The following is a 20,792-nucleotide window of genomic DNA, read 5'->3' on the forward strand; positions in this document are numbered from 1 at the left end:
CACCCGCACTCCATGGTGATGAGGTGCGAGCGGACCAATCATTCCGGAGCAGGCGTTGCTCCATCACCTGGTCGTTCGGTCAATCAACACCGCTTTTCGGACATCCACGCCACTGCATGGTCCACCGCGTCGGTGATCGAGAACAAGGTTGCGGTCGTTCCTCCCAGTTGTCCCTTCTGTTCGAGATTCCAGGAGAGGGCCGCTCCGACCGCGTCGAAATCGCTGTCGTCGAGTTCGACGTCCCGGTATTCCGTCCATTCCGGGCCGTGCGCCCCGCGCACCACACAGGCGTACCGGCGCAGCGGGGCGCCGATTCGGTACTCCGCCAGGTGGAAGGCGGTACAGACGGAGAAGCCCACATTGATCATCAGTACCCGCGCCCCGGCCCGGTAGAGCGCCCCCAGCGGGGACTCCTCACCGAGGTGGCAGGTGAGCGGGTGCCGGGACAGGAGTTCCCCGGCCCTGCGGCCGAGGGCGGCGAACGACGTCTGGGGGTGGGCGCTGCGCACCGCGCCGGGGGTGGTCCGTACGGACTCGGCCAACCGGCCCATCCCGGTGCTCGGTGTGGTGGCCGGGTCGTAGGCGGGCATCGTGGCCCGGAAGGCCGCCGCCTGAGTGGGTGTCATCCCGGCCACGCGCCGCAGATGGGCGGCGGACGTGTCGGAGTTCTCGGCGGTGAAGGCGGGGACCACGAGCGTGCCCTCCGCACCGAGCGTCCGCAGCAGGGCGTCGCGGAGTTCCGGGGCGTCCATGCCCGTGCCGCCGAGCCCCGCGTGGACGAGGACCGTCTCCCCCGTCCGTAACCCGAGTTCCGTCAGCTGCCGCGCGAGCCCGTCGCGCTCAACGACTGTGCCGGTCACGGTCCGCCTCTTCCCACAGCAGCGCCAGCAGGCGCTTTCCGCCGACGGTGAGTTCCGCTGCGCGGCCCAGGGTGTCCAGCGCCCGCAGGGCGGCCTCCGCGCCGTCCGGGTCGAAGGCGCGCAGGCCGGTCCGTTCGTACGCCCCCGCGAACAGTTCGGACACCGGTACCGGCGCCTCCTGCCACGGTGCCGGGTGGGTCCACAGGCCGTCGTCGGCGTAGAGGTCGGTGACCTCCAGCAGGGCCCGGAAACGCGTCCTGCGCCAGCCGCGCAGCAGCAGGGGCGCCAACTCCCCGGCCCCGGCCCGCAGTGGGACGCCCAGGGCGCCGAGGCCGTGCCGTCCGGCCGAGGGGCGGGAGCCGTCGACGGGGGTCAGTGTGGTGAGCGACGCGGCGGCGGCCGCGGCCTGTTCGGGCGCACGGGCGCGCAGCAGGCCCCAGGCACGGGCCAGCCGGTCCGTCCAGTCGGCCGCCTCGCCGTGACCGAGCCGGGGCAGTGCGCGGGCGTCGAAGCAGTCACGGTAGGGGTCGAGGTCGTCGATCGCGAGGTCGGGTGCCCCGTCGCGGCCGAGGCGGCGGACGGGCCGCCAGCCGGCGCCCGGTTCGTCGGGCCGGGGAATGTGCAGCTCGCCGTCACCGGTCCGCACGAGGAGGCCCTTCTCGACCGGCCGAACCTCCGCCGTGCCGCGTGGTTGCGCCCCGTTGAGGCGGAGTTCGCCGAGCGTGGGCAGCAGCAGCGTCCCGCCCTCGTACGGGACCGGCACCGTGAGGTCGAGGCCGCCGCGGACGACGGCGGCTGCCACCGACGACGCCAGCCTGGCGGCCGGCGGCAGCACGGCGCCGGGTACGCCCTCGTGCAGCGCGTCCAGGGCGCCGAGGAGCCAGCCGCGCGTGTACGGGTGGGTCAGCACGGGGTCGAGCACGCCGGGATGGCGGTCGGCGGCGCCCGCCAGCTCCCAGGCGCGGGCCCAGTCCTCACCGCCACGCCCGTCCAGCTCCCTGTGCAGGTCGGCGAGGAGCAGCCGCGTCAGCTCGTGCTGCTCGGTCCGCAGCTCCCCGTCGTCGGCGACCGCGGCGGGCACCGACCGGGCGGCGGTGCGGTGCTCGATACCGCGGACCAGGGCCTCGAGGTCCGTGCAGTAGACGGAGGTGTTGTCGAAGCCGGTGCCGGAGCGGTAGCGGTGGGTGTAGAGGCCGCCGCCGCAGGAGCGGACGACGGGGCACTCTCGGCAGGTGTCGCCGACGCCGGCGAGGCCGAGCTGCCGGGCCCGCACGCCCGGGTGGGCGGCGACCTCGTCGAAGGTGTGGGCGAAGACGTCGAAGCCGGTGGCCGCCGCGCCCTCGTAGGCGGTCTTGAGCGAGTCGACCTGCTCCAGGGCTCCGTCGGTCTCCACGACGACGAGGTCGGTGGGGGTGAGCCCGAGCGACTCGGTGAGCCCGGGGCCCCCGGAGAGGGTGGAGAGGACCGAGGCGAAGAGCCGCACCGGTACCCGGCGGCCCTGCCGGTCCCAGCGGTCGAAGGCGGCGAGGAGCCAGTCCGCGTACGCGGTCGGGGAGCCGTCCGGCCGGGGCGGCGGTGCGTCCCAGGTGGCGTGCGGCAGCAGGAAGTCGATGCGCGGGGGGTCGAGCTCCGTCAGCGCGTCGAGTACGGCGACCGGGTCGTTGGCGACGTCGACGGTGCACAGGAGGCCGAGGTTGAGATGGCGCCAGCGGTCCGTGCCCAGCAGCCGGACGGCCCGCAGGACGAGGGGGTGGCTGCTGCGCCCGTCCGCGAAGCGGCGGTGGCGGTCGTTGGCGGCCTTGTCGCCGTCGAGGGAGATGCCGACCTTGACGCCGAACTCGTCGAAGAGTTCCAGATAGCGGGGGCTCAGCTGGAGGCCATTGGTGTGAATGCGCAGGTCGAGGGCGGCGACACCGTCGAGGGCCTTGGTGAGTTCCTCACAGACCCGGCGTAACCGGGTGGGGCCGGCGAGCAGAGGCTCCCCTCCGTGCAGGATCACTGACACGGAGGGCAGGGCATGTTTCTTCGCATGCTCGGCCAGTCGCAGAGCTGTCCAGAAAATCGCCTCGTCAGAGATTGCTTTCGGGCGGGTGCGCCAGCTCTGATCAGCGTGTTCGTAGATGTAGCAGTGGTCGCAAGCAAGATCACATCTGCTGTGGACCTTCAATACGATCTCGCGGAACGGGACCACGGGTCGGGTCATTCCGCCAGTCTAGGGCAGCCCGTCCGTCGTACGGACGGTCTGGAACCGGACTAGAGCGCGGAGTTGAACGTGGACATCCGTGCGGAGCGGTCGGCGCCGGCGGGGCGCACCCGACCCAGCTTCCTTGCCGCCTCGGCGTCACGTACGTCGATCTCGGTGAGAGGCACCCGATCCTTCTTCACAGGAGCGAAGGTGACTGAAGTCTGGAGGGTCACGGCGGCCGTCCTAGGTCATGTTGTGCTAATGGGGGAGCACCGGGCACCGTTGCAGTGTCGGCGGCACGACTTTACTCTCATGGCCACCCGCAGCAACTCGGCACGGAGAGCCGAAACGAAAGCGTTGCGCGAGTATGCCCCACTCCGAACGGAACAAGCCATTCCATCGAACGAGTGAAGCCAAAATCCGCACAGGGGGCGCGCATGACCGGTATTCCCGGCCATCTGCAAAGCATGGTCTTTCGAAATGCCGATCTGCCGGCACTGTTCCACCACGCGGACGAGACGGCCGTCGACCGGCAGCGTGAGTCCGTCAAGGGCACCCGGCTGCAGCTGCTCCTCCTGGTCCTGGGCTCGGTGTTCGCGGCGCTGCCCTGGCGCGGGAGGGTGGGCGACTCCTTCCAGCTCATGGGCCTGCTGAGCGCGTCGGCGTACGCCTGGGTGCTCGTCGTCAGCTTCCGCGGGACACGCCGCCGGGCCAAGGCGCACTGGCAACTCAACCGCTCCGCCGCGGAGTTCATCCGGTCCATGTGCTGGCGCTACGCGGTGCACGGGGCACCGTTCGACTCCGGCTCGCCCGATCCTGACCGGCTGTTCACGACCCGGCTGGAGGAGGGGCTCCGTGAACTGCGCAAGGTCGGCTGGGTGGATCCTCGGGAGAACGACGCGAGCACGGCCTCCGGCGAGCTGATCACCACCCCGATGCGCCTGCTGCGGGAGAAGGTCTTCAGCGTACGCAAGGAGACGTATGTGAGGGACCGTCTGATCGAGCAGCGCAACTGGTACCACCGGCGTGCGGAGATCTCCCGGCGCGCCACCGTACTGTGGACGGCGACCATCGGTCTGCTCACCGCGCTCGCGCTGCTGTTCGGGGTACTGCGCACGTTCTCCGTCACGGACTCGGCCGAGCCGGTACCACTGCTGTCCGCGGCCGCCGCTGCGTGTCTGGCGTGGAGCGAGATCCGGCGCCATCAGCCGCTGATCGCGGCGCACTCCCTGGTGGAGGAGGATCTGGCCGCGATCCACATCGCGATGGAGACCTCGGTGACGGAGGAGCAGTGGCCGTCGGCGGTGTACGAGACCGAGCGGATCGTCTCGCCCCAGCAAACCGACTGGCTCGTGCAGCACCGGAGTTGACGGAACATCAGTGAAAAGTCGTCGAGCCCCCGGGCGCGGTGAACGGTCCGGTGCCGGACCGCGCCGCCTCGCCGTACGGGGTGTCAGTCCCGCTCGACCCCGTCGCGCCACACCACCGTCACCGGCGTGCCGCGCTCTCGCGCGTACCGCACGATGTCGCCGGTACCGCCGAGGCCGCGGGCGGGCCGGCCGTCCCAGACGGCGAGGAGCCGGTCGCAGTTGTCGGCGATGTAGGCACCGGCAGCGTAGTACGCCTCGTCCGTGGAGTGGGGGAACGCCAGCCGCACCTCCTGGCTGGCCCGGCACCGGAGCCGCCGGTAGCAGGCCAGGGCGCCCGGGTCGTCGAAGCCTTCCTCGTAGTCCCCGCTCGGGATGACCACGGTGAGCTCGGCGCCGCAGGCGAGGGCGATGTCGGCGAAGAGCTGATCGGCCCCCTCGGCCAGGCTGGAGAGCGCTTCCAGCGCCCCCTCGCGGCCGCACAGCAACGCCTTCATCCCTGCCAGCACATGGGGCATGGCCGCGGGCGGAATGCTTCTGTGACCGGTCACTCCGATTCGTTTCATCCGCCCCCCGATCCGTTGTGGCCGACCGCTCGACCATCCTCTCAAAAGTGTGCAATACGTCGAGCCCCCGCCGAGCGAGGATGCGGGTGGCCGCACGGGCCGGACATTCTCGCGACCATGGTCCCAGCGGTTGGTGTCCCGCCCCGGGTCGGACGAGATCCGCGAACCCCCGGTCGCGGAACGACGGTTCCCGCCCGTCCCGCACCGGATCACCGGGCTCCTCCTCAGGACCGCCCCGCCCTCACCCACCCCGCCGGGAACCCGCCCGCCCCGTACGACGAAGTCGGCCTTCAGGACCACAACGGGTCCTGAAGGCCGACGTCGGGCGAACCCCCGAATCAACCGACAGCCACCGGTGAACGGTGGGGGCTCCTGTGGTGACGCTGTTGTTCCGTGTCTCCGCGGGACGGCTCAGTAGACACTGACTCCGTAGGCACTCAGGGCCTCGGTGACCGGCTGGAAGAAGGTCGTACCGCCGCTGGAGCAGTTGCCGCTGCCGCCGGAGGTGAGGCCGATGGCCCGGCTGCCGGAGTACAGCGGGCCGCCGCTGTCGCCCGGTTCGGCGCACACGTTGGTGCGGATCATGCCGTAGACGATGTCACCGCCGCCGTAGTTGACCGTGGCGTTGAGGCCGGTGACGGTGCCGCTGTGGGTGCCGGTGGTGGAACCGCGGCGGGTCACGGCCATGCCGACCGTGGCGTTGGCCGCGCTGGTGATGTCGACGCTGCCGACGGTGCCCGGCTTGGAGATGGAGGTGTTGCTGTAGCGCACGATGCCGTAGTCGTTGCCCGGGAAGCTGGAACCCGCGGTCGGGCCGAGGACGGTGGTGCGGCCGGAGTTCGCGTACCAGGTGCCGGCGCCGTCGGTGCAGTGGCCCGCCGTCAGGAAGTACGAAGTGCCGGAGCTGCTGCGAACGTTGAAGCCGAGCGAGCAGCGCCAGCTGGTGGCGTAGACGGCGTCGCCGCCCGAGATGAGCTTGCTGAACCTGCCGGGGGTGCGCTCGATGCGGAGGGCACCGGCGTTGGCGCCGGCCGCCCGCTCGATCTGCGCGATCTCGGCCTTGGACACGGTTGAGTCGGCGGTCACGACCAGGGTGTTGGTCGCCTTGTCGACATGCCAGGCGGTTCCTGCCACATCGGCGGTCAGCACGGCGTCGCTCGCGGCGGAGAGCTGGGACGCGCTGAAGGTGACGGGTGCCTCGACGGCGCTTGCGGTGGGGACGGCCAGGGCGGCGGCGGCGACGAGACCGGTCGTCACGGCGAGCAGACGGGTACGTCTGGCCACGCCGTGGGTGGGGGTGGTGCGCTTGATCCTCACTTCTCGTTCCTCCCGAGGGGAATCGGGGGCCCGGCTGTGGGGTGACGGGCCCGTGAGGCGCAGTCAGCGGGCGTGGGGATGTGTCCGGATTCCGGTCACGTTGTGCCCCTGACAAGCGCTGTTCGGGAGTATTCGACGAGCCAACTTGCCGCGCAAGGGCGCCTTTCGGCCGAGCGGTGCCATGGCACGCCGAACGGCCTCGGAGGGGTTGCGGCTCCGAGGCGGAGAGGTCCGTCGCGGGTAGGACGGATCGACGGCCCATCAGGTTCCCGGGGTGGTCAGGGGCTTCACCCGTGCGCATGCCGCCCGGGGGAGAAGTTGCGGGCGAGGCGAGCCGCGAAGACCGAGGGGGACAGCGGCGTCCGGTCGGCACGACGGTGAGCGAGCCCGTCCGGGCCGGTGGTCCCGGTCGCAGGAGCCGGACACGGCAACCGCTCCTCGCTCCGGTCACGTCGGTGGGCACGGCCCGCGGCGAGTCGCCCCGCCCGTCGGGCGAAACCCGTGGTCCCCCGCCCGGGCGGGGTCCTCGACGAGCCGGGCGACACCGGTCGGGAGCCGCCCGTCGAGGAGGAACCCGTGCACGGCCGCGGCCGTCGGCACCACGGCCCCATCATCAGCCACACCAGACCCCGGGGATGACCGGAATTCGCCCTTCCGTGTGAATCCCGGGGCCGGAAGGTGACGGTGAAGGCCGGTGGTCCGTAGGAGACGGGGCGACACGGCCTTCGTGCCGCTTCCCCCGGTCCCGATGTGGTTCGGTGCCCGTCGATCAGTCCTGCCGGCGGAGTCCGCCGAGGCCGGGACGCGACCGGAACCGGAGCCCGGTACCCGCCTACGCCGTCCGGAAGGCCCCGCGCTCCCGGAGAAGAGGCGAACACCGGGGCGTTGGGGAGGAGTCCGTCCGAACCGGGAACGCCCGGCGCCGGGGCGTGTTGCGAAAGACCGTGCTGGCCCGCGACGCCCGGCACGCACTCCCCCGTAGCGCTTCGGCACGGGAGGTACCCCTACGCTGCGTTGCCGGAGTCATCCGAGTACGTCCGGTACGAGGACGATCCTCCGCCTTGCTGTCGCACGCACCGGACGCCGCAGGCCCCGCCCTGTGGGCGGACGGAGCTTCTTTCGCAACACGTCTAACAGCCGTCGCAGGGGCAGCAGCAGTCGCAACCGCCGCAATTGCAGTCGCACTTGTGGCAGCAGCCCTCACGCTTCTTGCGGGACCAGGGGCCTTCGTACTGCTCGGCGCAGCAGAGCCGGCAGGTGCAGCACAGGCCGACGAAGACCGCGCAGCCCGCCCAGAAGCCGCGCGGCTCGGGCTTGGGCGGCTCACCGCGGAAGCCGAACCGGGGCGGCACACCCCCGTCCCCGCCGGGTCCGCCCCCGTACGGGGTGCCGCCGTACGGGGTGCCGCCTCCGTGAGGGCCGGCGGCCCCGTGCGCTCCCGCCCCTCCCCCGTGAGGGCCGATGAACGGATCGCCCCCCTGCGGAGGCCGGCCGCCGTGTCCCCGGTGCGCGCAGGCCCCCGCGCCGAAAACCCGGTCCACGGAGCGCCGCAGTTCGTGTGCGAGGAGCACGTGCAGCAGCCGGTCGTCCGCGAACTCCGCGTCCCGCAGGGCGAGCCCGATGCCGTGGAGGGCGTCGTCGGCGAGGCGGCGGGCCTCGGAGAGGCTCGTCCCGGTGGCCCTGAGCGGATTCCAGGCACCCGACGCGGCGTCGGCCTCCCGGTCCTCCACGGCGTCCAGCAGGTGTGCCAGCCTTCCGAAGAGCCGGCCGGCTTCGGCGAGCGGCGCGGCGTTGCCGGGGCGGCCGGCGAGGACCGCGGTGTGCGCGAAGGCGGCCGCGGTCGCCGTCTCCGTGGGCTCGGTCACGACCAGCAGCGGCGTGCCGGGGCCGGCCAGCGATTCGATCCCGGCCTGCCGGTCCACCGCGTCGGCCAGCACCTCCGTGTCAAAGCCCAGTGCCGCGCCGGCGCGGGCGCCGGCGCGGTCCCAGCCCGCCGCGATCCGCCGCGCGGCCGCGGCCACCGGCCTGCGGGCCAGCACCCCGTCCCGGTCGGCCACGTGGTCGCGGACCTTGGCGGAGGCCAGGACGAGGGAGACGGCGGCGGCCAGCCGGGCGCCCTCGCCCCGGGCGACGGGCGCGGTGCGCATGGCCCGGAGCGGGCAGGGCCCGGCCAGGCGCCGCTGCGCGGGGGTGCGTCCGGTCTGAGCCTCCGTCAGTACCGAGACGATCAGCCCGTCGTAGTTCGTGACGACCCTGGCGAACTGCCCGTGGTCCGCGCGAAGTGCCAGGCAGAGTCCGCAGAGATGGGCCACCCACTCCGCCTTGAGCCCGTCGGTGAGGCGATGGGTGCAGGGTCGGACGATTCCGAACACGACGTTCCCCCGGGTGTCGTTCGAGTGTGCGGCCGCATCGTATCCGGCCCGCCCGTTCACCCGGACGCTCCGACGCTCACCCGTCTGCCGAGGCATTCATATTTTGCTTCGATATGAGCCCCTTCAGGGCCCCTACGCTGGAAGAATCTTGACGAACCGCCACGTGTTCTGCACCAGTACCGTCACGAATCCCCTGCGCGGCGACTATCCACTTGGCGCGCGATCCGCATTATGGACGACCATAGGGATATGCGGAACCACAAGTGACCGCGGTCGAAAGGAGGCGTCCATGGGATCGGTGCGCAAGGCGAGTGCATGGCTCGGTCTCGTCGAGGACAACGACGAGCGCTACTACGACGACGAGTACGCCGAGGGTGCGGGGGCCGGCGACCAGTGGGTGACCGACCCGCGCGTCCGGGTGGCCTCCGAGACGGCCGAGGAGCAGGGCCGCCGTATCGCCACCATCTCCCCCGACAGCTTCCGGGACGCGCGCGGCATCGGCGAGCACTTCCGCGAGGGCGTTCCCGTCATCGTCAACCTGACCTCCATGGAGCCCTCGGACGCCAAGCGCGTGGTGGACTTCGCGGCCGGGCTGACCTTCGGACTGCGCGGCTCCATCGAGCGCGTGGCGACCCGGGTCTTCCTGCTGACCCCCGCCGACACGGAGATCGTCAGCGGGGAGTCCGCGGGCCGCCCGGGCGACGGCTTCTACAACCAGAGCTGAGCGGGGCGCTCGCCGGCCGGCCGCAACGGGACGGTCGGCCTACCGGAATGCGTCGAGGCCGGTGAGCGCCTTGCCCAGCACGAGCTGGTGCATCTCGACGGTGCCCTCGTAGGTGAGCACCGACTCGAGGTTGGTGGCGTGCCGCATCACGGGGTACTCGAGGGAGATCCCGTTGGCGCCGAGGATCGTGCGCGCGGTGCGGCAGATCTCGATCGCCTCCCGTACATTGTTCAGCTTTCCGAAACTGACCTGCTCCGGGCGGAGCGTCCCGGCGTCCATCCGCCGCCCGAGATGGTGGGCGAGCAGGATTCCCTTGTGCAGTTCGAGGGCCATGTCGGCGAGCTTGGCCTGGGTGAGCTGGAAGCCCCCGATGGGCCTACCGAACTGCTCCCGCGTCCTCGCGTAGTCGAGCGCCGACTCGAAGCTGGAGCGCGCCGCGCCCATCGCACCCCAGACGATGCCGTACCGGGCGTGCGACAGACAGCTGAGCGGGCCCTTGAGTCCCGTCACGCCCGGGAGGACGGCGTCCTGCGGCAGCCGCACCTCGTCCAGGACGAGTTCGCTGGTGACGGAGGCCCGCAGCGACCACTTGTGCCGGATCTCGGGGGCCGAGAAGCCCGGTGCGTCGGTGGGGACGGCGAAGCCCCGGATGCCGTCGTCGGTCTGGGCCCAGACGACGGCGACGCCGGCGACGGAGCCGTTGGTGATCCACATCTTGCGCCCGTTGAGCACCCAGTCGGAGCCGTCGCGCTTGGCGTAGGTGCGCATTCCTGCCGGGTCGGAGCCGTGGTCGGGCTCGGTGAGCCCGAAGCAGCCGATGGTCTCGCCGGCCGCCATGGACGGCAGCCACCGCTGCTTCTGCTCCTCGGAGCCGTACTTCCGGATCGCGTACATGGCGAGGGAGCCCTGGACGGAGACGAGCGAGCGGATACCGGAGTCGGCGGCCTCCAGTTCCAGGCAGGCGAGTCCGTACTGGACGGAGGTGGCACCGGCACAGCCGTAGCCGGTCAGCGACATGCCGAGAGCGCCGATCGAGCCGAGTTCCCGGGCCAGTTCGCGGACAGCGGGGAGTTCACCGCTCTCGTACCACTCGGCGATGTGCGGCAGCACGCGGTCGGCGGCCCAGGAGCGGACCGTGTCGCGGACCGCGAGATCCTCCGGCTCCAGCAGGTCGTCGATGCCGAGGGGGTCGGCGGGGTCGAAGGGCGGCAGCTTCGAGGGTGCGGACATGAGGGTGCCTCCGGCGGCTCGCACGGCGCTGTCCGGGTCACGGACGGCAGCCGGTGTCCTGGAAAACCGGTGGCGTGGCCGGAAAGGTCTGCCGGTGGACCTCTCCGGCCACGGCAACGGCCAGCAGTGGTAGTTGATGCTCGGCGCTGACGTTACGGCTCAGTGTGCCGTGCGTCCAGTGCGTGCCGGGCCGGCCGCCTCCGCGGGCGCGCGGCGCGCGGGGACCGCCGGCTCCGGCCGGACGTGGTCCCGGAGCGGGGTGCCCGGCAGTGCGGGCTCCGGCGCCGGAGACACGGGCCGGGTGTCCGGGGCCCGCTGCCCGTCGTGGAGGCCCGTGAGTCCGTCGGGCTCGGCGCACTCCATGGCCTTCGGCAGCCGGAGCGCGGCCAGCGCGCCGAGCAGCAGCAGCCCGGCGCTGACGAACAGCGTGACGTGCAGTCCGTGGACGAAGGCGTGCCGAGCGGCGGTCCGCAGCGCGTCCCCGGCGGGTCCGCCCAGTTGGAGGGCCACCTGGTACGCCTCGCCCAGGGAGTGTGCGGCGGCACTGCGCGCCGCGGGCGGAGCGCTCGCGGCGTCGTCGAGCCCGGGGGCGTAGGCGGCGTTCATGACGCTGCCGAGCAGCGCGATGCCCATGCCCGCGCCCAGCTGGTAGGAGGTCTCCCCGATGGCGGCGGCACCGCCGGCCTGCTCCGGCGGGGCCTCGCTGAGCATCGACTCGTACGCGCCGAAGAGCGTGGTCTGCAGTCCGAAGCCGAGGAGGACGAAACCTGCGGTGAGCAGCAGCGGCCGGTCGTGCTGCCCCATCAGGGTCAGCAGCACCACGGCGGCGGCCGTGAGCACGAAGCCCCAGCCGACCATCCGCCGGGGGCCGAGGCGGCGGAGGGTGAAGGAGCCGGTGGCTCCGGCGGCCATCGCGGCGAAGGTGAGCGGCAGCAGCCGCAGACCGGTCTCCAGCGGGCTCAGCCCGAGCACGAGCTGGAGGTACTGGACGGCGATCAGCTCCAGGCCGACGAGTGCCAGCATGGCGAGGACGATGCAGCCGACGGAGGTGGAGAAGGTCGCCCGGGCGAACATCCGCATGTCGATCAGCGGATGCCTGCGGCGCTTCTGGCGGCGGACGAAGAGGACGAGGAGCACGGTCCCGGCGAGCAGCGGGCCGGCCGTGCGGTGGTCCAGCAGGGCGTCGCCGGCCCCGAGCCGCTTGACGCCGAGGACGACGCCGAGCACTCCGGCGGCGGCCATGAGTGCCCCGAGGACGTCCCACGGGCCCCCGCCGTCGCCCCGGGACTCCGGGAGCAGCCAGCGGCCGACCGGCAGGATCAGCAGCATCAGCGGGATGTTGATCAGGAAGACCGAGCCCCACCAGAAGTGCTGGACGAGGAAGCCGCCCAGGACGGGACCGGTGGCGGCGCCGACCGCGGCGACGGCGGTCCAGATGCCGATGGCGGTGGCGCGCTCGCGCCGGTCCGGGAAGACGGCCCGGAGTATGGAGAGCGTCGCCGGCATGATCATCGCGCCGCCGACGCCGAGCAGGGCCCGGGCGCCGACGAGCACCTCGGGTGTGGTGGCCAGCGCGGCGACGGCCGAGGCGACGCCGAAGAGCGCGTAGCCGAGCAGCAGGACGCGGCGGCGCCCGACCCGGTCGCCGAGGGTGCCGAAGAGGATCAGCAGCGAGGCGCACACCAGGGGGTAGGCGTCGACGATCCACAGGAGTTCGACCCCGGACGGGCGGAGGTCCTCCGTGACGGCGGGCACGGCGACGTGGAGCACGGTCGCGTCCAGCGCGACCAGCAGCAGGCTCACGCAGAGGACGAGCAGGACGACCCAGCGGTTGGCACCGCCGCCGGCGGCACGCGGGCGTGCTCCGGCCGTGGTCCTCCCGAACATGTACGTACCTCCTGCTGGGTCTCGCGTCGGTGGGCCCGGCCGGGGGCTTGGCCCGGTGGGCGGCCCGGCATCGACGGGCGAGTGATCAGCCAGAGTACGCGAGTCCCGGACGGCGGCGCGTGGTGCACCTCTCACCTCGGAGGCCGGGCGGGTGTGGCGTGCGCCACTCCGGCGCGGCGCCCGCGATCACCGCGAACGGGTCCGGAATTCGGCGCGGCAATCCCGTGAAGTGTTACCGCCGCCTGCAAACACACTTACGGAGAACCGGTGCCTGCAATAGGGTTCACGGCCCGCCGGATTTAGCCGGCGGCACTCTTTCAATGCGCCGCTGAGACATAGTCCACATCACATCGTCATCACGAAGAGCCTGGATCGGCCTGGGCGGACACTCACTCGCTGTAACGTCGATTGGGTGCGTACCGACATCTTTGCCCGTCTGGACCGGGAGCCGGAGCCGCCGAAGATAGAGATCCCGCGGATGAGCCGCACCCGTCTCGCCCTCTTCGGCGGGACTTCGGCGTTCTATCTCGCGATCGTCGTCGCCGTGCTCATCTCGTCCTGGCTGGTGATCGTCGACTGGAAGGTCATGCTCTTCCGGCCGTATCAGCAGTGGCCCGAACTGCACGCGTTCCTGGACTACTTCGTGGTGCTCGGCCAGCGCGGCCCGACGGCCGTGATGGTCGCCGCCTGGCTCGGCTGGCGCTCGTGGCGGCAGCACACGCTGCGTCCGCTGCTGGTGCTGGGCGCCTCGCTGCTGCTGCTGAACGCGACGGTGGGAGCGGTCAAACTGGGCCTGGGCCGGCTGGGCCCGCACTACGCGACGCAGATCGGCTCCGCCGAACTCTTCGCCGGCGGCGATATATTCCCTTCGGGACACACCGCCAATGCCGTCGTGACCTGGGGAATCCTCGCCTATCTGGCCACCACGCCGCGGGCCAGGCGGTATCTGTCGGCGCTGTCCGCCGTGGTCGCCCTGGGCGTCGGGCTGACGACCGTCTACCTCGGTACGCACTGGCTCAGCGACGTGCTGCTGGGCTGGGCCGCCGGTCTGCTGATCCTGCTCGCCCTGCCGTGGTGCGAGCCGCTCATCGCACGCGTCGAGGACGCGGTCCTCTCGCTGCGGAACCAGCTGCGCGCCCGTCGGCTGCCGGTGCCGTCACTGCCCGTCGCCTCCGGCGGCCCGCGGCCGGCCGTGTACCCGCAGCGGGTCCCGGCCGAGGACGGCGGGGAACCGGTGCGCCGCCCGGTGGGTGCGACAAGCGCCGCCCGTACGGCGAGCACGAGGAGCACCGTCGGCAGCGCCGCGCTGCCGGCCGGGCAGAAGCAGCAGGCCGGAGCGCCGGGCCCGTCCGGCGTGACCGCGGCCGCCCGGCACGGGCAGGCTCGCACGCACCCGGTGGGGCGCTCACCGCATCCGCCGCACGCCCCCTGGACCACGGCCCCGGCCGGGAGCCGGCGCGCGCCCCGGTCGCGCCCGGTGGGCGGCTGACGGCCCGGGACTGCGTCCCGCGGAGGTTCCCACGGCGAAGGCCCCGACCTCGGTCGGGGCCTTCGCCTTGCCCGCCGTGCCGTGCCGGGGTCCTTCGGGCCGCGTCCGGGTGCCTGCGGTACGCCCCGGTCCTCGTGGTCAGCCCTTCCAGCAGCGGCGGACGGTGCCGTCCTCGACCTCGAAGTTCAGCCGGCCCTCGAGGAACTCCATGGTGATGACGGAGCCGGGCGGAAGCGATCTGACGGTGGTCCAGCCGCGGCCGCGTGCGCGCCGCTCCGCGGTGTCGGCGTCGAGGCCGACGTAAGACTCCGGGGAGTCGTCCGGCTGTCCTGAGGGGGTCGGTGTCGGTGCCATGGGAATCACCGTAGGCGGCAGCGGACGGTGACGGAAGGCCCGTCGGCGGCCGGCGAAAAGCGGTGCGGAAGGGAGGTACCGCACTCATCCCCCGCCCCACGCACCCCACCGGTCACACTTCTGTCACAGGTTCACGACATGCGTTTAGCCCGGCATCGATCATCAGTACGGGCAATCCGAGTTGTTCGCACAGGAATTCCCACGGAATTCCCGAACCGTTGCCACACATCCCGCCCGGGACCGCGAATCACACCTGCCGCGCACTTTCCCCGGCCGTCCGCGCGGCGTGAATTCATCGCGTTTTACGCACGTCCTACTTCCGGACGAACCGGTGCTGTTTCCGGACGAACAGGTGACGGCCCCGGACGAATCGGTCGCTCACCCGTACGCGTATCGCACCGCGCCCCGTTCCGTGTCCCTCCGGCTCGTACGGAGCCCCGTGGCTAGCATCGGCCCATGGGCACGGACACCGCCGAGGCCGCCGGCGCACCGGCGCCGGTGCGCCGGCGGGGCCGGGTGGTCGTGGAATGGCTGACGACCACCGACCACAAGAAGATCGGGCACCTCTATCTGGTCACGTCGTTCGTCTTCTTCCTGATCGCCGGGCTGATGGCGATGCTGATGCGGGCGGAGCTGGCCCGCCCCGGGCTCCAGCTGGTCACCAACCAGACGTTCAACCAGGCGTTCACCCTGCACGGCACGATCATGCTGCTGCTCTTCGCGACGCCGACCTTCGCGGGCTTCGCCAACGAGATCGTGCCGCTGCAGATCGGCGCGCCGGACGTGGCCTTCCCGCGGCTGAACATGTTCTCGTACTGGCTGTTCCTCTTCGGCGGGCTGATGGTGCTCGGCTCACTGATCGTGCCGACCGGCCCCGCCGCCTTCGGCTGGACCGCGTACGCGCCGCTCAACAGCCTGGAACGCTCCCCCGGCCCCGGCATCGACCTGTGGATCATGGGGCTGGCCCTGTCCGGCTTCGGCACGATCCTCACCTCCGTGAACTTCCTGGCGACGATCATCGGGATGCGGGCGCCGGGAATGACGATGTTCCGGATGCCGATCTTCACCTGGAACATCCTGTTCACGACGATCCTGGTGCTGGTGGCCTTCCCGGTACTGGCGGCGGCGCTGCTGGTGCTGGAGTCGGACCGGCGCTTCGGCTCGGTGGTCTTCGAGGCCGGGAACGGCGGCGCGCTGCTGTGGCAGCACCTGTTCTGGTTCTTCGGCCATCCCGAGGTCTACATCATCGCGCTGCCGTTCTTCGGCATCATCACGGAGATCATCCCGGTCTTCTCCAGGAAGCCGGTCTTCGGCTATCTGACCCTCGTCGGGGCCACGATGGCGATCACCGGACTCTCGGTGGTGGTGTGGGCCCACCACATGTTCGCCACCGGCGCCGTACTGCTGCCCTTCTTCTCGCTGCTGTCGTTCCTGATCGCCGTGCCGACCGGGGTGAAGTTCTTCAACTGGAGCGGCACGATGCTCAAGGGCTCGCTGTCGTTCGAGACGCCGATGCTGTGGGCGGTCGGCTTCCTGGTGTCGTTCCTCCTGGGCGGGCTGACCGGCGTCATCATCGCCTCACCCCCGATGGACTTCCACGTGACCGACTCGTACTTCATCGTGGCCCACTTCCACTACACGGTCTTCGGCACGGTCGTCTTCGCGATGTTCGCCGGCTTCTACTTCTGGTGGCCGAAGTTCACCGGCAGGCTCCTCGACGAGCGCCTCGGGAAGATCCACTTCTGGACGCTCTTCCTCGGCTTCCAGATCACCTTCCTGGTCCAGCACTGGCTGGGCGCGGAGGGCATGCCCCGCCGGTACTCCGACTACCTGGCCGCCGACGGCTTCACCGCGCTGAACACCGTCTCCACGATCGGCGCCTTCCTGCTCGGCGCGTCCACGCTGCCGTTCCTCTACAACGTCTGGAAGACCCAGAAGTACGCCGAGAAGGTCACCGCCGACGACCCGTGGGGGTTCGGCCGGTCGCTGGAGTGGGCGACGTCCTGCCCGCCGCCGAGACACAACTTCACCACCATCCCCCGGGTGCGCTCCGAGTCACCCGCGTTCGACCTGCACCACCCGGAGTTCGCGCAACTGCGTCCGGCGGTGCCGGAGTCCCCGCACGACGACGTCAGCCGGCGGCGTCCAGAGCCCGGCCCAGGCGGTCCCGCACGGTCCTGATGTGCTCGGTCAGCCCCACCGGCTCGACCACCTCGAAGTCGAAGCCCATCAGCACCACGTGAACGACCATCACGTCCAGACTTCCGGCACCGGTGCGCAGCAGGCAGCTGCCGGGCCCCTCGGCCTCCAGCAACCCGGTGGAGGGCGAGACGACCGCGGCCGCGCGCTCGACGGGTACCAGCAGTCTGATCACCGCCGTCTCCGCGTACGTCGCCGTCGACACCCCCCGGGACACATAGGCGGCGAGGTCCTCGGCGGGCGGGGTGCGCGGCGGGACGCGCGGCCCGTGCGGCGGTCGCGGGGTGACCCGGTCGACGCGGAAGGTGCGCCAGTCCTCGCGGTCGACGTCCCAGGCGACGAGGTACCAGCGGCGCTCGGTGCAGACGAGCCGGTGGGGGTCCACGGTCCGCCGGCTCGTCGAGCCGTTGTGGTCGCGGTACGCGAAGCGCAGCCGCTCGCCGTCGCGACAGGCGTTCGCCAGCTCGGTCAGGACGGAGGGGTCCACCTGGTCCCGCGGTGCGCGCAGCATCGGCACCGTGAAGGCGTTGAGCGCGCCGACCCGGCGGCGCAGCCGGTGCGGCAGCACCTGTTCGAGCTTGGCCAGGGCTCGTACGGACGCCTCCCCGATGCCCTCGACGCCGTTCCCCGCCGCGGTGCGCAACCCGACGGCGACGGCGACGGCCTCGTCGTCGTCGAGCAGCAGGGGCGGCAGTTCGGCACCGGCTCCGAGCTGGTAGCCCCCTCCGGTGCCGGGGCTGGCGTTGACCGGGTAGCCGAGTTCGCGCAGCCGGTCGACGTCCCGGCGCACGGTGCGCGCTGTGACGCCCAGCCGGTCGGCGAGTTCGGCCCCGGACCAGTCACGGTGGGCCTGCAACAAGGACAGCAGACGCAGGAGTCGCGCCGAGGTCTGCATCATGCGGGCCAGTCTGCCGCCGATCGCGGACACCCGCTGTCCTGATAAGGGATCTCACGCCCGGCGCGGTCCCGGTCGTGTCCCGGGCGTCAGCCGTACGCACAGGTCGTTGCCGGCGGTGTAGCAGGGCGCCGCCCGGTAGCCCGTCCCCTCGTGGGCCGGATACACGAAGACGCTCCGCCGGTCCCAGAGGTCGTCGAGGATGCGGGAGATCCGCACCGGCTCGGCACCTTCCGAGGGCCGCAGCCACAGGGTCCACGAACGCTCCCCGTCCACGCCCGGCCCGGCGAGCGTCGCGTACGGCAGCGTGAGGGCGAAGCGCCCGCCCCCACCGGCGGCCGCCGGCACCCGGTGGACGGCCCCGCCCAGCCGGGCCTCCCCCACGGCGCCCGCGCCGAGCACCGCCCCGTACAGCACGCCCTCGATCGTGCAGGCCCCCCGAGCCACGCCGATGTCCCCTGCCTCGGCGTGCGGGTGGCGCAGCCAGCAGCGCACCGCGAGCCGCCCGTCGGCGGTCGGGTACGGGACCCGGGCCGTGATCCGGCCCGCCTGCGGGGCCCGGCCGACCAGGGCCCGCAGATCGCGGATGCCGGGCACTACCGCCGAACCGTCGTCCGTGTACGCGTCCCAGTGCCCTTCGGCGAGTTCGACGGTGCTGGGCAGCACGGCCCGGGAGTGGCTGCCGCCCGCCGGGGTCAGCGGTAGCCGGACGGCGTCCGCGGTGCCGCCGCCGCGCCTGCGCAGGACGAGCGAGGCGTCCGGGGCGCCCGGGCCTGCGATGTCGAAGGTGACACCGCCGGCCGCGTCCGCGATGCAGTCGGCGCGCCGTGCCGACCCTCCCCCGGTGGGCGCGGTCATGCCGGCCTCCCCTTGCGGACGGTGTCTGCGGCCCGGTACCGCAGTGCGTACGCCGCGTCCAGTACGGCGCCGCGCGAGCGGTGCACGACGTCCCGGAGCGCGGACCGGGAGCGGACGCGCGCGCCCCGGGCGACCAACTCGGCGAACAGCGCCTCGTGCCGCTCCGCGATCCGCGCCGGGTCGAACCGCCGGGACGCCTTCAGCGCCGCCGCACCGGTCCTCCGCCGCAGGTCGTCGTCGTCGATCAGGGCGAGCAGGGCGTCGGCGACCGCGTCCTCGTCGCCCACGGGCACGAGCAGTCCGTCGACGCCGTCGTCGATGATCTCGCGCGGGCCGTGCGGGCAGTCGGTGGAGACGACGGGCAGGCCGCAGCGCATCGCCTCGACGATCGTCATGCCGAAGGACTCCCTGTCCGAGGTCACCGCGGCGATGGAGCCCTTGACCCACTCCGGCTCCAGCGGGTGGACCGGCCCCATCAGGAAGACGTGGTTGTGCAGACCGCGCCGGGCGATCAGGGTCAGCAGCGCCTCGCGTTCGTTGCCGGTGGCGTCGCCGCCGCCGTAGATCCGCAGCCGCCAGTCGGGGCGCGCGGCGACGACCTTGGAGAATGCCTTGACGAGCAGGTCGTAGCGCTTGACCTTGAGCAGCCGGCCGGCCGCGACGACCCAGGTGCTGTGCCCGTCCGCGGGGGCCAGGGCCGGCGCCGGCACGCTGTTGGGCACGGCCTCGATCCGTACGTCCGGCAGCCGCAGACGCGTCCGGTAGGCCCGGGCGTCGGCCTCCGTCACGGTGGTGACCGCGTCGAGCAGGGCGTAGCGGTGGGCGATCTCGCGGCGCAGACGGTAGTCGTGGCTGTCCAGGGTCAGGTGCTCCTGGCCCACGCGGACCGGGCCGCGGGGAGCCTGGCGGGTGATGTGGACGTTGAGCCCGGGGCGGGTGCCGACGACGACGTCGGCCTGCAGGGACCTCAGGTACGCGGCGATGCGCACGTCCGTGAGGCGGCTGTACTGCCTCCAGCGCCCGTCGCCCCGCGGGAAGACCCGGGCGGGGCGGGTGTAGTCGGGGTCGGTGCCGTCGTATGTGGGGCTGCCCTGCCGGAGGTCGAGGAGGTGACGCATGGTCACGCCCGGCGGTGCGCCCAGGGTCGGCTCCTCGCGGTGGCGGAAGACCGAGACGATCTCCACGTCGTGCCGCTCGGCCAGGGTGGCGGCGAGGGTGAACGTCGTGCGGATCGTCCCGCCGATTCCGTAGGCGTTGTGGAGCAGGAACGAGATGTGCATGCGGTGCCGCTCCCCCTGGCGATGTGGTGGCCGGGACGGGACTTCGCCGGGCCCGGGGATCCGGAGGGTGGCCGGGGGACTCGGGTTCCCCGTCCGGTCCCTACTGTGGGCGATCCGACCGCTCCCGTCCTGTCGGCATGCCGGGGCCGTGCGTAACGGTCGGTGCTGACCGGCGTGTCGCCGCCCGGGCCGCGACCGCTCACGATTTGCCGCGACCGCTCACGATTTGTCGATGTGTCTACGTGACGATCTGTCGTCCTGAGGACCCCGTCGCGTGACTCTTGCCCCGAGTCTCCCGTTGTGCTCGTTACGAGCCGGGAACCGCCCGGCGCACCACCACGCACCGAGTCCGAGGAGCAACCCGTGCCGCGCATGCTCGACGTCAGCGAGGACGTACGCGCCGAGATCGGCGACGAAGAAGCCGACCGGCTGCTCGCCGGCGAGAACGCCCCGGGCAGCTACGACTGCACCTCCTGCCGCACCCCGGGCGACTCCGAGCAGGAGCGGACCAGCACCGTACTGTTCGTGGGCGAGGAGACCGCCGTCCTCGCCTTCGCCCACGCCAGCTGCATCCCCTCCCAGGTCGTCCAGGTCGCCGAGGAACAGCTCAAGGGCGCCGTCCGCTCCATCACCGGCGAGGCCGCGGACCCGGCCGGCCACCGGCCGCAGGCGGTCCACCCCGGCCACCAGCCGGGGCACGGCATGCCGGCCGCCCCCCGGGAACAGGCGGTGCTCGGCGTGACCAGCGGCCTGGTCCTGATCGGCGACGAGCTGCACCCCGCGCTCGTCGTGGAGCCGACCGCACCCATCGCCCGCCCCGGCAGCCTCGGCGAGGGCGGCGACGACTTCCTGCCGCTGCTGATCGAGCAGGGCTTCCTGCCGGTCTCCACGGTCGACCAGCTGCCCCCCGTGCTGCACGGGTGGTCGGTACTGCTCGCCATGGGGCAGCTGCACGCCGTACTCCAGCCGGGCACCGGCGGGAGCGGCCAGGCCGCCTGGTGGCAGGCCCACCAGCCGCTGCAGGTGACGGACGGCTGGCGCACCGCAGCCAACAAGTCGCACAAGGTCCTCGTCTTCGCCGCCCCGGTCGGTTCGATCGGCCAGCAGCCGCGCGAGGACCTGCTCCGCGACGCTCTCGACAAGGCCGCGGCGAACGGCCGGCTGGTCGCCGCGGCGATGCCGCTCGCGGGCACCTGAGGGCTGCGGGCC

The 20,792-nt window shown here is 72.1% G+C and carries 17 protein-coding genes; 5 read left to right on the top strand and 12 right to left on the bottom strand.

Annotated features, from left to right (window positions below):
* Positions 1–83 precede the first annotated feature (83 nt).
* From AB0J10_RS05755 to fxsA, 3 genes are read right to left on the bottom strand one after another with little or no spacing between them, the layout of a single operon-like run.
* Entirely contained in the window at positions 84–860 is a 777-nt protein-coding gene (locus tag AB0J10_RS05755) for an AAC(3) family N-acetyltransferase (RefSeq protein WP_363058153.1), read from the bottom strand.
* Positions 841–3,063, bottom strand: coding sequence for a radical SAM/SPASM protein FxsB, inactivated metallohydrolase extension form (gene fxsB / locus AB0J10_RS05760; protein WP_363058155.1), 2,223 nt, complete (start codon positions 3,061–3,063; stop codon positions 841–843). Before fxsB ends, AB0J10_RS05755 begins: the two co-directional genes overlap by 20 nt.
* A 50-nt stretch (positions 3,064–3,113) precedes the next feature.
* Entirely contained in the window at positions 3,114–3,230 is a 117-nt protein-coding gene (fxsA, locus tag AB0J10_RS05765; RefSeq protein ID WP_138056110.1) for an FxSxx-COOH cyclophane-containing RiPP peptide, read from the bottom strand.
* Positions 3,231–3,512: 282 nt separating this feature from the next.
* Between fxsA and AB0J10_RS05770 the strand changes: the two genes are divergently transcribed.
* Positions 3,513–4,415: a DUF4231 domain-containing protein gene (locus AB0J10_RS05770; RefSeq protein WP_363058283.1), complete on the top strand. Its 903-nt coding sequence runs from the start codon at positions 3,513–3,515 to the stop codon at positions 4,413–4,415.
* Positions 4,416–4,498: 83 nt separating this feature from the next.
* On the opposite strand, the gene AB0J10_RS05775 is transcribed toward AB0J10_RS05770, so the two are convergent.
* The 3 genes from AB0J10_RS05775 to AB0J10_RS05785 form a co-directional block, all read right to left on the bottom strand.
* Entirely contained in the window at positions 4,499–4,978 is a 480-nt protein-coding gene (locus tag AB0J10_RS05775) for a hypothetical protein (protein ID WP_363058157.1), read from the bottom strand.
* A gap of 411 nt (positions 4,979–5,389) precedes the next feature.
* Positions 5,390–6,295 (bottom strand): S1 family peptidase, encoded by a 906-nt coding sequence (locus tag AB0J10_RS05780; RefSeq protein ID WP_363058159.1) that lies wholly within the window; start codon positions 6,293–6,295, stop codon positions 5,390–5,392.
* A 1,130-nt stretch (positions 6,296–7,425) separates the two neighbouring features.
* Positions 7,426–8,667 carry a DUF5685 family protein gene (locus tag AB0J10_RS05785; RefSeq protein WP_363058161.1) on the bottom strand — a complete coding sequence of 414 codons (1,242 nt, stop codon included), beginning with the start codon at positions 8,665–8,667 and terminating at the stop codon, positions 7,426–7,428.
* A gap of 289 nt (positions 8,668–8,956) precedes the next feature.
* Between AB0J10_RS05785 and AB0J10_RS05790 the strand changes: the two genes are divergently transcribed.
* Positions 8,957–9,391, top strand: coding sequence for a cell division protein SepF (locus tag AB0J10_RS05790; protein WP_363058163.1), 435 nt, complete (start codon positions 8,957–8,959; stop codon positions 9,389–9,391).
* Positions 9,392–9,430: 39 nt separating this feature from the next.
* Here AB0J10_RS05790 and AB0J10_RS05795 read toward each other — a convergent pair whose 3' ends face one another.
* Both AB0J10_RS05795 and AB0J10_RS05800 read right to left on the bottom strand, forming a co-directional pair.
* The gene (locus AB0J10_RS05795; RefSeq protein WP_363058165.1) at positions 9,431–10,621 is read right to left on the bottom strand and encodes an acyl-CoA dehydrogenase family protein; all 1,191 of its coding nucleotides are present in this window, start codon (positions 10,619–10,621) and stop codon (positions 9,431–9,433) included.
* A 159-nt stretch (positions 10,622–10,780) separates the two neighbouring features.
* Positions 10,781–12,508, bottom strand: a complete 1,728-nt coding sequence (locus AB0J10_RS05800; protein WP_363058167.1) for an MFS transporter — start codon at positions 12,506–12,508, stop codon at positions 10,781–10,783.
* Positions 12,509–12,920: 412 nt separating this feature from the next.
* Here AB0J10_RS05800 and AB0J10_RS05805 point away from each other — a divergent pair, with 412 nt between their 5' ends.
* Entirely contained in the window at positions 12,921–13,997 is a 1,077-nt protein-coding gene (locus tag AB0J10_RS05805; protein ID WP_363058169.1) for a phosphatase PAP2 family protein, read from the top strand.
* Positions 13,998–14,135: 138 nt separating this feature from the next.
* Here the strand turns inward: AB0J10_RS05805 and AB0J10_RS05810 are convergent, their stop codons facing one another.
* Entirely contained in the window at positions 14,136–14,351 is a 216-nt protein-coding gene (locus AB0J10_RS05810) for an I78 family peptidase inhibitor (RefSeq protein WP_363058171.1), read from the bottom strand.
* A 456-nt stretch (positions 14,352–14,807) separates the two neighbouring features.
* On the opposite strand from AB0J10_RS05810, the gene ctaD reads away from it, so the two are divergent.
* Complete coding sequence (ctaD, locus tag AB0J10_RS05815; protein ID WP_363058173.1) at positions 14,808–16,532, top strand: cytochrome c oxidase subunit I; 1,725 nt, start codon at positions 14,808–14,810, stop codon at positions 16,530–16,532.
* Here the strand turns inward: ctaD and AB0J10_RS05820 are convergent.
* Genes AB0J10_RS05820 through AB0J10_RS05830 form a run of 3 tightly spaced genes read right to left on the bottom strand, consistent with a single transcriptional unit; the run spans position 16,483 to position 19,583 of the window.
* Positions 16,483–17,448: a YafY family protein gene (locus AB0J10_RS05820; RefSeq protein ID WP_363058175.1), complete on the bottom strand. Its 966-nt coding sequence runs from the start codon at positions 17,446–17,448 to the stop codon at positions 16,483–16,485. The two genes, ctaD and AB0J10_RS05820, sit on opposite strands and share 50 nt — an antisense overlap.
* 51 nt (positions 17,449–17,499) lie before the next feature.
* Positions 17,500–18,303, bottom strand: coding sequence for a hypothetical protein (locus AB0J10_RS05825; protein WP_363058177.1), 804 nt, complete (start codon positions 18,301–18,303; stop codon positions 17,500–17,502).
* The gene (locus tag AB0J10_RS05830; protein ID WP_363058179.1) at positions 18,300–19,583 is read right to left on the bottom strand and encodes a glycosyltransferase; all 1,284 of its coding nucleotides are present in this window, start codon (positions 19,581–19,583) and stop codon (positions 18,300–18,302) included. The genes AB0J10_RS05825 and AB0J10_RS05830 overlap by 4 nt, the downstream gene beginning before the upstream one ends.
* A 363-nt stretch (positions 19,584–19,946) precedes the next feature.
* Here AB0J10_RS05830 and AB0J10_RS05835 point away from each other — a divergent pair, with 363 nt between their 5' ends.
* Entirely contained in the window at positions 19,947–20,780 is an 834-nt protein-coding gene (locus AB0J10_RS05835; protein WP_363058180.1) for a hypothetical protein, read from the top strand.
* Positions 20,781–20,792: the final 12 nt, after the last annotated feature.

This window comes from Streptomyces sp. NPDC049887, assembly GCF_040656535.1.
Taxonomy (GTDB): Bacteria; Actinomycetota; Actinomycetes; order Streptomycetales; family Streptomycetaceae; genus Streptomyces.